This is a genomic window from Thermococcus celer Vu 13 = JCM 8558, from assembly GCF_002214365.1.
Taxonomy (GTDB): domain Archaea; phylum Methanobacteriota_B; class Thermococci; order Thermococcales; family Thermococcaceae; genus Thermococcus; species Thermococcus celer.
Map to the genome: position 1 here is coordinate 90,019 of NZ_CP014854.1, position 12,937 is coordinate 102,955.

Below are 12,937 nucleotides of genomic sequence, written 5' to 3' on the forward strand. Positions count from 1 at the left end.
TGTCATCGTTCATGAGATAGTTGTGAAAGTATATAAATGTTTCAGTAGTTATCATTTAAAGGACAGCCCCCACCATCCTCTTCCTATCACAAAAGAACTTCACAAGAAGGGCTTCATAGATATAAGTGAAGGTACCCCGGCATATTTCAGAGCCGTGGAACCCGAGAAAGTTATTGCTTCGTTAAGGGATAAATACCTAAGATCAGCGGAAGAGGTTATAATCAAGCTGAAAAGCTATCAAAAGGGACAAAGAGAGAACTGGTCACCTGTATGGTATCTCCAGGGAGAGTGGAACATAAGGGGTAAAGTCAGGGATCTTGTAGAGAACTCTGAAAAGGAATTCATAACGGCTTTTGTGGATGCAAAGATGGCCTTGAAGTTTAAAAAAGCCTTTGAAACGGCAAAACATAAGGGGCTGGACGTAAAAATCATCCTCCTTGAGAAAAACAAGCGTTATCTTAACGCTTTAAGCCGGTTCGGGGAGGTAATTCCCGTATCCCTCGAAGATATCCTGTATAGAGAGGAAGAGGACTTCCAAAAAATCTTCACGGAGGCGTTGTTCTCAAGCGAAGCGCCCTCCAGGGTAAAGGGGGTCTTTGTTCGAGACGGAAAGGAGTCCATCATGGTGTACGAGGAGGACGGAATAATCAAGGGCCTGATCGTGAGGATACCCTTCATCCCACTGTTCCAGAGGATGGTAATTCTCTATTTAATCGAAAAAAGCAGGGAAAAGAACTAACGCAAACTTCTAACAAGCTCCTCCATAACGCCGAGGAACGTTTCGACCTCCTCAACGCTGTTGTAGACGTGGAATGAAGCCCTGACGGTCCCGTTTATTCCAAGCTTCTTCATAACGGGCAGAGCGCAGTGGTGGCCCGAGCGAACCATTATATTGTGCTCGTCCAGAACTGCGGCGACATCGTGCGGGTGAAGAGGCGGTACGTTGAAGCTCACGACTCCAGCATGCTTCTTAAGGTTCCTGGGCCCGTACCATGGAACCTCAAGCTCGTCGAGCCCCTCGGTCATCCTCTCCACGAGTTTCCGCTCCTGCCTCTCGATTCTCTCAATCCCGATTTTCTCGATGTACCTTATCCCCGCGGCGAGGCCTATTGCACCGCCTATGTTGGGCGTTCCGGCCTCGAACCTCTCCGGCGGCCTGGTCAGCCTGTAACCGCGCAGGTCAACGTCCTCTATGGTCCCTCCTCCGATGAGCGGGGGCTCGAACGTATCGAAGAACTCCCCGTTGATGTAGAGCACACCTATTCCCGTGGGCCCCATCGGCCCCTTGTGGCCGGAGAGGCCGAGGAAGTCGGCGTTCATCTTCTTCACATCAACCTCCATGTGGCCGGCACTCTGGGCGGCGTCGACGACGAATATCGCCCCCTCCTCCTTTGCCATCTTTCCGAGCTCCTCCACCTCGTGGATGACCCCGAGGGCGTTGGAGACGTGCTGAACCGCAACGAGCCTTGCCCCCTTGATCTTCCTCTCGGCGTCGCTCAGATCGAGGTTGCCCTCGTCGTCGCCCTCGATGAACTCGAGCCTTAGGTTCAGCTTTCTCGCGAGCCTCTGCCAGGGGAGCAAATCGGAGTGGTGCTCGTAGGGCGTGGTCACTATCCTGTCCCCGGGCTTGAAGAGGCCCTCGAGACCCAGGGCCACGAGGTTGAGGCTCTCGCTGGTGTTCTTCGTGAAGACCACCTCTTCAAACCTGGCGTTGAGGAAGTCCGCGACGATTCTCCTGCTCTCCTCGTACTTATGCGTCGCCATCTGAGAGAGCCTGTGCACCCCCCGGTGGACGTTGGCACGGTATTTGAGGTAGTACTCGTCCATCGCCTCTATCACCGGCTTCGGGGTGAGGGAAGTCGCGGTGTTGTCGAAGTATATGACCTCAGAAGTCAGCGGTATATCCTTCCTGACGTCCTCAGGAATCCTCATGAGACCACCTCCAGAACCCCGGCGCAGTCGTATATCCTGCCGGCGATGGACTCTCCCTTCTTCGGGTCCTCAAGGAGTTTGACTATTATCTTGCCGCTCGGGTAAACGCTGACCTCGTATCCCTCCATCTCAAGGATGAGCATCATTTCCGGAATGAGCTTCTTAACGGTGTATCCCCTCTCCCGGAGACACCCGGCGGTCTTGGCCAGGTCTACCTTCACCTGGCGGTCCCAGGAGTAACCGCTCACCACGATGCCCTTCATCGTTACACAGGGTTTTGCGATTATCATACCATCACCGTATAAAACTCGGAAAAAGACGATTTATGGATTTCTTAAACCAAAGGTTGAGGACGAAAATGGGAAATCAGCAGACCCTCGGAACGGGGTCGCCGGCTGGGGGCTCAAGGAAGCGCTTTCCGCCTATGCCCGTCTCGACGAGGACCTTACCCCTGTACTCGCCTATGACCTCACCTATCACCGCCGCGTCCTTCCCCCTATCGGTGCTTCTCATGGCCCTGAGGGCGTCCTCGGCGTACTCCCTCGGGACGATCATGACGACCTTGCCCTCGTTGGCGACGTCGAAGGGGCTTATGCCCAGCATGTCGCTCGCGGCCCTGACCTCCGGCCTTATCGGGACGTCCGTTTCCCTTATTAGTATCCCCACGTTCGCCTTTTCCGCCATCTCGTTGAGGGCGTTGCTCAGCCCGCCCCTCGTGGGGTCCTTCATGGCGTGGACGTTCTCCCAGCCGATGGCCGTTCCCACGGCCTCTACCACCTCCCACACCGGGCCCACGTCGCTCTCCAGCTCGGTCTCGAAGGCTATCCCCTCGCGGTGGCTCATGAGGGCTATCCCGTGGTCCCCGATGGTGCCGCTGACGAGGACGACGTCGCCAACTTTAGCCCCCGCGTCGCTCACGGGCCTCTCGGCGAGCCCTATTCCTGCGGTGACGACGAAGATACCTATCCCGTCCTCGACGACCTTGGTGTCGCCGGTGACTATGGGAACGGGCACCTCTCTGGCCGTTTCATCCATCGAGCGGAGTATCCTCTCCAGATCGTCACCGTCGAAGCCCTCCCCGATTATCATGGAGTTCGCCAGGGCCAAGGGTCTGGCCCCCATCACCGCAAGGTCGTTCACCGTCCCGCTGACGGCCAAACGTCCTATGTCCCCGCCCGGGAAGAAGAGCGGCTTAACCGTGTGGCCGTCTATCGTGAAGACGAGGTGCCCCTCGCCAAGGGGTATTGTTGCGCCGTCGTCGAGGGCGTCGAGCCCTATCCCCCCGGCCGACTTCAGGGTCAGGTTCTTCAGCACGACCTCCCTCAGGAGTTCCTCCATTACCTCCCCACCGGCCCCGTGTTCGAGCTTTATCCTCATCCTTCTCCCTCCACAGGAATTTTGATCTTCCCGGTTAAATCCTTTCCTCACATCGTCAGGTCCTCCCTCGTGAGGTAGCCCTCGAGGTAGAGCCCCCCGAGGAAGGCCTGGCCGACGTTTATCCCGTTGTCGCCGCGCGGAACCTCGTGGGTGGTGTAGAACCTCAGCCCGCTGGCCTCTACGATTTTCCTCACGGTCTTGACGATGAGCTCGTTGAAGGCCACGCCCCCGCTTATCCCGACGTTCTTCACCCCGAACTCCCTCGCCTTTTCAACGGCGACCTCCCCGAAGGCCCTCGCGAGCGCCAGATGGGCCGAGTAAGCTACGTCAGCGGGGTTCGCCTTCCCGGTGAGCTCGAGGGCTCGGGCGAAGAGTTCTTCCACCTTTATCAGTTCCCCCTCGACGGGCACATCGAACCCAAGGTCGTTCTTGCCGCGCATCGCAAAACTCTCCAGCTTCATGGCCGGCTCGCCCTCGTAGTGCCTCCTGTAGGCGACGTTGAGGAGAACCGAGAGGGCATCGAGGACCCTGCCCGTTGAAGAGGAGTAAGCGGTGTTGACCCCCTTGGCCAGCTGGGTCAGGATGACGTTGAACTCCACCCTCCCGTAGGGAAGGCTCTCCACCGCCCTCGGACAGCATCCCTCGATTATCTCGGCCAGCTCTTCTATGCCGTAAACTTTGCTGAGTATCCCCATCAGCGCCCTCAGCGGGTAGTGGCTCGCCAGATCGCCGCCCGGCAGGGGGTAGTAGTCTATGTGGGCCAATCTCTCCACGTCCTCGTAGCTCAGGTATATCACCTCCCCGCCCCAGGTGTGGCCGTCGGTACCGTAACCCACGCCGTCAACGGCTATCCCAACCATCTCATCGAGGTTCCCCTCCGCCATGACGCTCGCCACGTGGGCGTAATGGTGTTGCACCTGCAGGAGCTCGACGCCGAGTTCGTTCGCCAGCTCCATCGCCAGCTTCGTCGTGTTGTAGGCGGGATGCAGGTCGGCTATGATCACATCGAAGTCCCCGACACGGAGTATTCGCTGAAAGTGCCCTATCGCCTCCCTCATGAACTCGAGAACCTCGACTTTGGACGTGTTCCCTATGTACTGGCTCGGATAGACCTTCCCGTTCTTCGCCACGCCGAAGGCGTTCATCAGTTCCGCTCCGACCGCCAAACCGCGGTACTCGAAGGGTATCTCCACCGGGAGCGGCACGAAACCCCTGCTCCTCCTTATCACCGCCCGTTTTCCGTCAACGAAGCGCACGACGCTGTCGTCGGCCCTGTTGAGTATCCTCCTGTTGTGAAGCAGGAAGTAGTCCGCCGTATCCCTGAGCTCCTCAAACGCCCGATCGTTGTCCTTGACCATGGGCATTCCCGGGTAGTTCGCCGAGGTCATGACGTAGACCCGGCTCCTGCTCCAGTGGAAGAGGATGTAGTGCGTTCCGGCGTAGGGGAGCATCACGCCCACCGTGTGGAGCCCGGGGGCGAGGTTCTCAGGCAGGGGGAATGGTTCCCTCTTGCGGAGGGCCACTATCGGCCTCCGGTAAGACGTCAGCTCCTCAAGTTCCGCCTCCCCCAGAAAGGCGAACTCCCTGACGGTCTCCGTATCTTTCGCCATTATCGCGAAGGGTTTCTGGGGTCTGCGGGTTCTCCTCCTCAGCTCCGCCACCGCCTCCTCGTTGGTGGCATCGCAGGCGAGGTGTATCCCGCCGATCCCCTTTATCGCCACTATATACCCTCCGTCTATGAGCTCCGCCGCTTTCTTGAGCGGGTCCCCGACGAGCTCCTCCCCATCGCTCGTGTAGAGCCGGTAGGAAGGGCCGCAGACGGGACAGCAGACGGGTTCGGCGTGGTAGCGCCTGTTGAGAGGGTCTTCGTACTCGCTTTCGCAGAAATCGCACATGGGAAACTCCCGCATCGTGGTGTTGACCCTGTCGTAGGGCAGGTCCTCGATGATGGTAAACCTCGGCCCGCAGTTGGTGCAGACGATGAAGGGGTACATGTAACGCTTGTCCGTCGGGTCGAAGAGCTCCCTGAGGCAGTCATCGCATATCGCTATGTCCGGCGGTATCACCGAGTCCCCGCCCTTCCCGCCGCGGGAGCTCTTCTCGATGTAGAAGCGGTCAAAGCCCTGGGGCGGAACTTCCCTTTTCTCTATCCGCTCTATCCTCGCCAGGGGCGGGAGCTTCTCCCTCAAATCCCGCAGGAAGGAGTCTATGTTCTCGCCACTTCCCTCAACGAGGATTTCAACCCCCGCATCGCCGAGGTTCTTAACGTAGCCCCTCACGTCGTTCTCGTGGGCTATCCTGTAAACGAAGGGTCGAAAGCCGACGGCCTGAACGATGCCCTGAACGTGAAGCAGGTAAGCCTTCATCCCTCCCACCGGTTTCCTCTTGGTAATCCAGGCCTTTATAGGTTTCTAAAACCAAAAGTTGAAAACGTAAGGGGAGTTTTGAACCTTTGGTGCTAAAACAGGGCGCCGTACTTGTAGAATATCGAGCACGTTCCCTCGTAGGAGACCATGCACGGGCCTACTGGGTGCCTCGGCGTGCACGTCTTTCCGAAGTGCGGGCAGTCCGTGGGCAACGCCAGACCGCGGAGCACGGCGCCGCAGAGGCAGCCCTTCTCGAGGTCGGGCAGTTCCGGAACCTCCGGGTCGTAGTACGTTCTTATCTCCAGGTCCTTCCACTCCCTCCTCAGCTCGAGGCCGCTCCGCGGTATCACACCGAGCGCGCGCCATTTTGCGTCCTTAACCTCGAAGAACTTATCCATGAGGGCCTGAGCGGTGACGTTGCCCTCGTACCTAACCACCCTCGTGTACTCGTTGATTATCCTCGCCTCCCCTTTCTTGACCATCCGGATGAGGAGCAGGATGGCCAGCAGCACGTCAACGGGCTCAAAGCCCGCTATGACCTGGGGGATTCCGTAGTCTTCCGTTATGTACTCCCAGCCCTTCACGCCGATTATCGTGGAGACGTGGCCGGGGGTGACGAGCCCGTGGAACCTCGTCCCCTGCTTCACGAGCGCCTCCACGGCCGGGGGAGTCAGGCGGTGAACCGAGTATATCTTGAAGTTATCGAGCCCCTCCTCAACCGCCGCGTTCAGCATCCCGGCGGCGGGGGCCGTCGTTGTCTCGAATCCTGGCGAGAAGTGGACGACCGTCCTCTCGGGGTTCTCCTTAGCTATTCTGTAAGCGTCGAATATCGAATAGACAACCCTGACGTCGTAGCCCTCGCTTTTCAGGTCCGCGAAGCTTCCCTTGGGGGTTGGGATCCTGTACATGTCCCCGAAGGTGGTGAGGATTATTCTGTCACCCCCCTCGTACGCCCGCCGCATTATCTCCCCCATCTTCACTATGTCCTCTACGGGGGTTATGCAGACTGGACAGCCGGGGCCGCTCATTATTTTGACGTTCTCGGGCAGGAGGGACCTTATCCCGGAGCGGGTTACCGTGTCCTCGTGCGTTCCGCAGACGTGCATGAAGCGGAACTCGTCGATGCCCTTCGCTTCCTCATGGATTTTCCGGACGATCCTCTGGGCCAGCTCCCTGTTCCTAAAGGCCTTAGAGACGTCTGTCACTGCCACCCCTCCAGGACATCCTCAACCTCCGCCCACGCCTCGAGTATCTCCCTCGCCCTCTCCTCCTCCAGCTTCTCTATCGCGAAACCTGTATGGACTATGACGTAGTCCCCCACCTTAACGCCGGGGAGCAGGTCGAGGCGTGCCTCCCTTCTCACGCCCCCGAAATCGACGAGCGCGACTTTTCCGGTTATCTCGACTATCCTTCCAGGAACGGCCAGGCACATTTTGTCTCACCCAAGAATGACTTAACAGGGACTCTTTTAGCTCTTTTTAGAACCATAGGTTTTCAACCCACTCATCCACCAAACAACCCGCCGAGAGGAATGCGGAAAAGGCACGAAGCTTAAAAATCCGGAACCGGAAAACGTAACATGCTCGGGGTCGTCCTGGCTGGTGGTAAGGGAAAGCGTTTCGGAGACGATAAGCTGTTTTTCAGGATAGACGGAAAGCCGCTCGTTCAACACGCCGTTGAGAGGCTCCAGTCGGCCTCGTTCATAGACGAGGTGGTTCTGGTGGCCTCGCCCGATAACACCCGAAAACTCCGGGGCCTCGGCCCCGAGGTCATCGTCGATGAACTGACCATCGGGCCCATCGGCGGAGTTTATACCGCGTTAAGCCTTGGTGACGCCTTCGTCGCCGCCGGCGACATGCCCATGATAGTTCCGGAATTCGTTGATTACTTGATTCGGGAATTCGGACGCCGTGGAAAAATCGTCTGCGTCCCCCGCTGGAGCAACGGCTACCTCGAGCCCCTCCACGCGGCCTATTCTGAGAAGTTCCGGGACTTCCTGGAGAAACAAATAAAACGGGGAGACTACTCCCTGAACGGGGCGATAAGCTCCGCTGACGTTCACTACGTTGACATCGAGGAACTTCCTGAGGGGTGGAGGGAGAGCTTCTTCAACGTCAACCAAAAGAGCGACCTCAGGAAACTCACCGGCTGAGGGAATCGGCCATGGCCCTCGCGAGCGCCTCGGCCCTTTTAACTATCCTCTCGCTCGGCTCCTGGAAGAGCCCCATGACCGCTGGCTGACAGCCTATCAGGACGAACCTCGCGCCCGTTCTGAGCTTCAGATAGCCGACGAGCACCCTCAGCGGCAGACTGTGGGTTGAAACAGCGTCCCCCACCGTCCCCTCTGGATCCGTCACGATTATCTCGCCGCCCTCGCCGCCGAAGTCGACCGCGTCCACGAATACCACGAGGTCTGGCTCAAAAGCCGCTATCTTTCCGGTGTAGCTCTCGGGGACCTCGCCGCAGTTGAGAACGAGGACGTTTGGGTTTTTTACAAGCTCTTTCAGTCTCTCCGCGACCAGAACGCCGAAGGCGTCGTCCCCCCTGACGTCGTTCCCGATACCGCAGACGACCACCCTCTCTGCGTTTTTAAGGAGTTCGGGAAGCTCCATCGTCAGTCCTCCGGTTTTTTGATGACGAAATCGAAAACCTGTTTTGCGATTCTTATGGCATCCCCCGCCAGGTCCTTGGTCCAAACAGGATTATCCTGGCTACACCCACGCCCCGCTCACGGGCGACGTCCATCACGGTATCGTGAATCAGCCTTCGAACGTCCATGTTTCCCACCGGTTACAGCTCTGATTAAGAAAAGAAAAAACCCTTCGCTAAATCCTCCCGGCCACTTCCCGTATTCTGCGGGCGAACTCCGTTCTCAGCAACTCCCCGGGATCGCCCACCTTTTCATCGAGGTCCAGGTAAAGCGGGATCCCTGCGAGGTAGGGGACGTTGAACCTCTTTGCCAGTGCCTCTATATCCTTTTCATCGTCGAGCTTCATGTTCTCGACGATCCCGATTACCCTGTGCTCCCTCTCCCCGAGAAGGGTCAGGAGCTTCTCAACGACGTTTATGGAGAGTTTCGAGGGCGTCGCCACGACCAGGAACTCGCCCCGCTTGAGGAAGCGGAGGACGTCGAGGAACTGGTCGCCGAGACCGGGCGGCATGTCTATGATGAGGTAGTCCAGCTCGTCCCAGCGCGTTATGGCGAGGAGCTCTATTAGGGCGTCGCTTATCTCCGTCCCCCTCATCGGCGTTGGCCTGTCCTCGGAGTAGTAAACGATGCTCATGAACTTTATCCCGTGAACGGTCGGCGGGATCACCCCGTACTCCTCCTCGGGAAAGTCCTTCGGCTCGAAACCGAGGATGACGTGGTCGCTCGCGCCGTGGAAGTCGAGGTCGAGCAGGCCGACCCTGTAACCCTTCCCCGCGAGGACGAGGGCGAGCGTCGTCGAGACCAGGGACTTTCCGACCCCGCCCTTCCCGCTGACGACTGGGATTACTCTCCTCACCCCCTCGAGCCTTCCCTCGATGCCCCTGACGCGCGGGTCGATCGTCATACCTCCCCCTCCTTCTCTATCTTTATGCCGCTCACGTAGACTCCCCTCCCCTGGACAACCTCGAAGTCCCTGCTGCCGCACTTCGGACATGCGAGGAAGGCGTGAACGACCTCCGGGATGAAGTGAATATCCTCCTTTATGCGCTCATCGAAGTTTTCCCTGACATCCTTAAGCTTCCACTCGTGGCCGCAATCCCTGCACCTGAACACCGCTTCTTCATCCTCAAAGATCACGTCGGCCCCCTCACCGATGGTGCCCTTGAGGAGTTCCCTCATCGCGAACTCGACTATCTCGGCGTTAACGTCCTGGAGTTCCCCCAGAACGACCCTGATGGCGACTATCCGTGACGCCCCCTCCTTCTCCGCGTAATCGAGGGCCGTCCTAACTATTCCATCAGCCAGTGCCCACTCGTGCATCTCGATTTCCCCCCACAACGCTAACGATCCGGCCATTAACCCTCAGGCCATCCCATTTGATTTCCGCGTGATTGGCCCGGATGGGACTTAGGGGACAAACCTCACCGATGTTATCGTTTGTTTCCATTCATCTCACTGAGAACTTAAATCGGGATTTTTTAAGGATTTTTTGAACCTGAGGTTTAAAACCGGGTCCAACGGCCGTTTTTGGCCTGCTTTCGCCGATTTCAATCTTTAGCTTCAAAATCCCGGTGAGGACTTAACGAGCTTTCCACTGGAATCCATGGTAATCACCCCCTTTCTATGGGCACCGAAGAAACGCGTTTGAAAGGGTAATAAAAAGGATAGGGAATCCCGGTGGTGATCCCATTAAAGCTCCGCCTCCCCAAGGACCTCGAGGAGATCGAGGAGACGCGGGTCTTTGACCTTCTCGATGGCCTTCTTTACCTCCTCCGCCTCGACCTTTCCGTCCTTGTAGAGGGCCAGGGCCTTCACGGCCTCGAAGAAGTCCGCGAGCTCCGGAAGGGCCCTCGCGAACATGTCCATGTGGAGGTAAACGGTCTCGAACTCGTCCTCGAGGAACAGCTGCCAGAGGACGTCGCTGAGAGATGTAAAGGCCACGTCCTCGTAGTCAGTGCCCTTAGCGCGGATGAGGGCGTAGAGGCACTCCTGGAGGGCCGCGTCGTAGTTCTCGTCCTCCTCAAATATCTCCTCGAAGCTCAGGTGTATCTCCACGAGGAGGTCGTCCCTGTCAAGGACCCTCGGGAGAAAGCCCGCGAGCATCGCCTTTGCCTCGTAGGTCTCGCCGGACTCAAAGGTCACGTAGGCCCTGTGGATGGCCACCCTCAGTGCCTCGTCCTCCTTTCCGAGTTCTTTGTAGGTCTGCTCCGCCTTCTCCATTAGCTCGAGGGCCTTCTCGTACTCCTGGAGCTCCTCGTGTATGAGCGCCATGGCGTAGTATATCTTAGCTATGTTCTCCCTGTTGCCCTTCTCCGTCTCCTCCTCAAGGAGAGCGCGGTACATCTCGAGGCTCTTCTCCAGCTCCCCTATGAGGTAGTAGAGGTCGGCCAGCTCGAATTTCACCTCAAAGGTATCGCTCTCCTCGGCCATCTTCTCGAACTCGCTCAGCTTATCCACGCCGAGGAGCTCGTGGAAGTAGTAAACGGTGAGCTTGTAGAGTTCGAAGTCGTTGCACTCCAGGGCGAGCTTCTCTGTCTTTTCGAGGACCTCCTTCAGTTCCTCGTCGCCCAGCCCGTCCACCCTGTGATACAGGAGGGTTGCAACCTTTTTGCAGTCCTTTTCCTCTATTGCCTTCAGGATCTCCTCCATCTCGTGACACCCCAGAATAATTAGCCGCCGGGGTATTTAACGATTTGGCAGGTATCGAAAGTGCCCGATGTTTTTCAAGGGGCCCCAAGTCACTCCATGAGAAGAGATTTAAGGCCCCGTTCCTACCGCCTAACATGCTCGACGTGATATTCCTCGGGACGGGCGGCATAATGCCCACGCGCGAGAGGAACGTTCCGGCCATAGCCCTCCGCTACAACGGTGAGGTTATCCTCCTCGACGCTGGAGAGGGCACCATAAGGCAGATGAACGCGGCCAAGCTCAGCCCCATGAAGGTGGACAGGATATTCATCACGCACTTCCACGGCGACCACTACCTCGGGCTGGCCGCCCTCATTCAGACGATGAACCTCTGGCGCAGGGGGAGGCCCCTTCACGTCTACGGGCCGAAGTACACCTTCGAGTTCGTCCGGAACTTCCTGAACAGCGGCTTCTTCAGGCCCGGCTTCGACGTTCACGTCCACGAGCTCGGCGAAACCCGGTTGAAGTTAGGAGATTACGAGATCTGGAGCTTCAAGGTCGAGCACGGTATCCCGGCGCTGGGCTACGTCTTCAGGGAGAGGGATAAACGGGGAAAGTTCCTGCCCGAGAAGCTCGCCCAGTACGGCCTGAGTGAGGGGCCGATACTCGGAAAGCTTGAGAGGGAAGGCCGGATCGAGTGGAACGGTAAGGTAATTCGCCTCGAGGACGTCACCGGGCCGAGGCGGAGGGGGGTCAAGGTGGTCTACACAGGGGACACCTTACCCGTTGAGAGAACCCGGCTCTTCGCGGAAAAGGCCGACCTCCTCATCCACGATGCCACCTACCTTAACCCTGACGACAGGGGCGAGGGCTACCACTCGACGGTCGCTGAAGCCTGCGAGGTGGCCAAAAAGGCGAGGGTCAAACTCCTGGCTCTGTTCCACAGGGCCTTCCGATACTCCTACGAAGAATACTCCGAGGAAGCCTCGAGGGTATGCCGCGAGTACGGGGTTAACTTCGTGGTTCCGCGGGACTTCGACGTTTTGACGTTCAAGTCCGGCGGGTTCAGCGTGAGAAACGTCCTGGGGGAGATGGGATGAGCTACCTTCGCTACGTCAGGCTCATAGGCACGATGCACGTCTCACCGCAGAGCCGTGAGGAGGTTATACGAACGATACTAAGCGAGAGGCCCCACGCCGTTGCGGTGGAGCTCGACAGGGCCCGCTTTCTGGCTATGGGCGAGGAGAGGAGGTTATCCCTCGAGGAGTCGCTCCGCTTCGGAAGGAGGGGGCTGGTGAACTACGTCCTGGCAAAGGTCGAGGAGAAGCTCGGCGAGGAGTTCGGGATGAAACCCGGGGAGGAGATGAAGGCGGCGATAAGCGCGGCCCAGCTCCTCGGCGTTCCGCTCTACCTCATAGACGAGGACATAGGTGTTGTACTCTCCAAGATCTTAGCGGCCCCGGGGAGAGAAAAGCTCCTCATGGCGCTGGAAGCCTTAAGCGTCTTCCTTCCTGTCAAATCAGGCCAGTTCTCGGACCCGATGGAGGATTACAGGGTCATGATGCTCCAGTTCAAGCGAAGGTATCCCTACCTCTACCGCGTCCTCGTCGAGGAGCGCAACGAGATCATGGCGAGGAACCTAATATCCATCGTCGATGAGCTCAGGCGCAGGGGGATCAGGAAGCCGAGGGTAATAGCCGTGGTCGGCCTCGGCCACAGGCCCGGGATAGAGCACATCCTCAACAATGTTAAACTTCGATAAGGTTAAAAACCTGAAGCACCTTTGTGGTAATTAGGTGATGGTATGGGAGAAAAGCTCGTCTGCCCGCTCTGCGGTGGAACGGAGTTTCAGGTTGAAGAGGGCAAGCTCGACAGCAAGTGGGGCTTCACCGCCCACAAGGTGAAGATAGTCATCTGCAAGAACTGCGGCTACGTCATGCTATTCTACAAGGGAAGGACCATCTGGGACTTCGACTGATTCGTT

General features: G+C 57.9%; 15 protein-coding genes. 5 read left to right on the top strand and 10 right to left on the bottom strand.

Annotated features, from left to right (window positions below; translation table 11 throughout):
* The first annotated feature begins 22 nt into the window (after positions 1-22).
* Positions 23-739, top strand: coding sequence for a TrmB family transcriptional regulator (locus A3L02_RS00445; RefSeq protein ID WP_088862118.1), 717 nt, complete (start codon positions 23-25; stop codon positions 737-739).
* Here A3L02_RS00445 and A3L02_RS00450 read toward each other — a convergent pair.
* The 6 genes from A3L02_RS00450 to A3L02_RS00475 all read right to left on the bottom strand — a co-directional run bounded on the left by A3L02_RS00450 (position 736) and on the right by A3L02_RS00475 (position 7,107).
* Positions 736-1,932, bottom strand: a complete 1,197-nt coding sequence (locus tag A3L02_RS00450; protein WP_088862119.1) for a cysteine desulfurase — start codon at positions 1,930-1,932, stop codon at positions 736-738. The genes A3L02_RS00445 and A3L02_RS00450 overlap by 4 nt on opposite strands.
* Positions 1,929-2,222 (bottom strand): hypothetical protein, encoded by a 294-nt coding sequence (locus tag A3L02_RS00455; RefSeq protein WP_088862120.1) that lies wholly within the window; start codon positions 2,220-2,222, stop codon positions 1,929-1,931. The genes A3L02_RS00450 and A3L02_RS00455 overlap by 4 nt, the downstream gene beginning before the upstream one ends.
* A gap of 76 nt (positions 2,223-2,298) precedes the next feature.
* On the bottom strand, positions 2,299-3,309 hold the full coding sequence (hypE, locus tag A3L02_RS00460; RefSeq protein WP_088862121.1) for a hydrogenase expression/formation protein HypE: 1,011 nt from the start codon (positions 3,307-3,309) through the stop codon (positions 2,299-2,301).
* A gap of 47 nt (positions 3,310-3,356) precedes the next feature.
* Positions 3,357-5,675 (bottom strand): carbamoyltransferase HypF, encoded by a 2,319-nt coding sequence (gene hypF, locus A3L02_RS00465; protein WP_088862122.1) that lies wholly within the window; start codon positions 5,673-5,675, stop codon positions 3,357-3,359.
* A 92-nt stretch (positions 5,676-5,767) separates the two neighbouring features.
* Positions 5,768-6,880, bottom strand: coding sequence for a hydrogenase formation protein HypD (gene hypD / locus A3L02_RS00470; protein ID WP_088862123.1), 1,113 nt, complete (start codon positions 6,878-6,880; stop codon positions 5,768-5,770).
* The gene (locus tag A3L02_RS00475; protein ID WP_088862124.1) at positions 6,877-7,107 is read right to left on the bottom strand and encodes a HypC/HybG/HupF family hydrogenase formation chaperone; all 231 of its coding nucleotides are present in this window, start codon (positions 7,105-7,107) and stop codon (positions 6,877-6,879) included. Before A3L02_RS00475 ends, hypD begins: the two co-directional genes overlap by 4 nt.
* A 147-nt stretch (positions 7,108-7,254) precedes the next feature.
* On the opposite strand from A3L02_RS00475, the gene mobA reads away from it, so the two are divergent.
* Positions 7,255-7,827 carry a molybdenum cofactor guanylyltransferase MobA gene (mobA, locus tag A3L02_RS00480; protein ID WP_088862125.1) on the top strand — a complete coding sequence of 191 codons (573 nt, stop codon included), beginning with the start codon at positions 7,255-7,257 and terminating at the stop codon, positions 7,825-7,827.
* Here mobA and A3L02_RS00485 read toward each other — a convergent pair.
* From A3L02_RS00485 to A3L02_RS00500, 4 genes are all read right to left on the bottom strand, one after another.
* Entirely contained in the window at positions 7,817-8,287 is a 471-nt protein-coding gene (locus A3L02_RS00485; RefSeq protein ID WP_088862126.1) for a hydrogenase 3 maturation endopeptidase HyCI, read from the bottom strand. The genes mobA and A3L02_RS00485 overlap by 11 nt on opposite strands.
* Positions 8,288-8,500: 213 nt before the next feature.
* The gene (locus A3L02_RS00490) at positions 8,501-9,229 is read right to left on the bottom strand and encodes an Mrp/NBP35 family ATP-binding protein (protein ID WP_088862127.1); all 729 of its coding nucleotides are present in this window, start codon (positions 9,227-9,229) and stop codon (positions 8,501-8,503) included.
* Complete coding sequence (hypA, locus tag A3L02_RS00495) at positions 9,226-9,645, bottom strand: hydrogenase nickel incorporation protein HypA (RefSeq protein WP_088862128.1); 420 nt, start codon at positions 9,643-9,645, stop codon at positions 9,226-9,228. The genes A3L02_RS00490 and hypA overlap by 4 nt, the downstream gene beginning before the upstream one ends.
* Positions 9,646-10,014: 369 nt before the next feature.
* Positions 10,015-10,974: a tetratricopeptide repeat protein gene (locus A3L02_RS00500; protein WP_088862129.1), complete on the bottom strand. Its 960-nt coding sequence runs from the start codon at positions 10,972-10,974 to the stop codon at positions 10,015-10,017.
* 134 nt (positions 10,975-11,108) lie between these two features.
* Here A3L02_RS00500 and A3L02_RS00505 point away from each other — a divergent pair, with 134 nt between their 5' ends.
* From A3L02_RS00505 to A3L02_RS10285, 3 genes are read left to right on the top strand one after another with little or no spacing between them, the layout of a single operon-like run.
* Positions 11,109-12,053 (top strand): ribonuclease Z, encoded by a 945-nt coding sequence (locus tag A3L02_RS00505; RefSeq protein WP_088862130.1) that lies wholly within the window; start codon positions 11,109-11,111, stop codon positions 12,051-12,053.
* Positions 12,050-12,715, top strand: a complete 666-nt coding sequence (locus A3L02_RS00510; RefSeq protein ID WP_088862131.1) for a TraB domain-containing protein — start codon at positions 12,050-12,052, stop codon at positions 12,713-12,715. The genes A3L02_RS00505 and A3L02_RS00510 overlap by 4 nt, the downstream gene beginning before the upstream one ends.
* A gap of 42 nt (positions 12,716-12,757) precedes the next feature.
* Positions 12,758-12,931: a zinc ribbon domain-containing protein gene (locus A3L02_RS10285; RefSeq protein ID WP_204247201.1), complete on the top strand. Its 174-nt coding sequence runs from the start codon at positions 12,758-12,760 to the stop codon at positions 12,929-12,931.
* Positions 12,932-12,937: the final 6 nt, after the last annotated feature.

What these genes read in the sequence shown, in the direction of transcription:
- A3L02_RS00450 (WP_088862119.1), bottom strand. Translation starts at nt 1,932, where the DNA reads ATGAGGATTCCTGAGGACGTCAGGAAGGATATACCGCTGACTTCTGAG.
- A3L02_RS00455 (WP_088862120.1), bottom strand. Translation starts at nt 2,222, where the DNA reads ATGATAATCGCAAAACCCTGTGTAACGATGAAGGGCATCGTGGTGAGC.
- hypE (WP_088862121.1), bottom strand. Translation starts at nt 3,309, where the DNA reads ATGAGGATAAAGCTCGAACACGGGGCCGGTGGGGAGGTAATGGAGGAA.
- hypF (WP_088862122.1), bottom strand. Translation starts at nt 5,675, where the DNA reads ATGAAGGCTTACCTGCTTCACGTTCAGGGCATCGTTCAGGCCGTCGGC.
- A3L02_RS00475 (WP_088862124.1), bottom strand. Translation starts at nt 7,107, where the DNA reads ATGTGCCTGGCCGTTCCTGGAAGGATAGTCGAGATAACCGGAAAAGTC.
- mobA (WP_088862125.1), top strand. Translation starts at nt 7,255, where the DNA reads ATGCTCGGGGTCGTCCTGGCTGGTGGTAAGGGAAAGCGTTTCGGAGAC.
- A3L02_RS00485 (WP_088862126.1), bottom strand. Translation starts at nt 8,287, where the DNA reads ATGGAGCTTCCCGAACTCCTTAAAAACGCAGAGAGGGTGGTCGTCTGC.
- A3L02_RS00490 (WP_088862127.1), bottom strand. Translation starts at nt 9,229, where the DNA reads ATGACGATCGACCCGCGCGTCAGGGGCATCGAGGGAAGGCTCGAGGGG.
- hypA (WP_088862128.1), bottom strand. Translation starts at nt 9,645, where the DNA reads ATGCACGAGTGGGCACTGGCTGATGGAATAGTTAGGACGGCCCTCGAT.
- A3L02_RS00500 (WP_088862129.1), bottom strand. Translation starts at nt 10,974, where the DNA reads ATGGAGGAGATCCTGAAGGCAATAGAGGAAAAGGACTGCAAAAAGGTT.
- A3L02_RS00505 (WP_088862130.1), top strand. Translation starts at nt 11,109, where the DNA reads ATGCTCGACGTGATATTCCTCGGGACGGGCGGCATAATGCCCACGCGC.
- A3L02_RS00510 (WP_088862131.1), top strand. Translation starts at nt 12,050, where the DNA reads ATGAGCTACCTTCGCTACGTCAGGCTCATAGGCACGATGCACGTCTCA.
- A3L02_RS10285 (WP_204247201.1), top strand. Translation starts at nt 12,758, where the DNA reads ATGGGAGAAAAGCTCGTCTGCCCGCTCTGCGGTGGAACGGAGTTTCAG.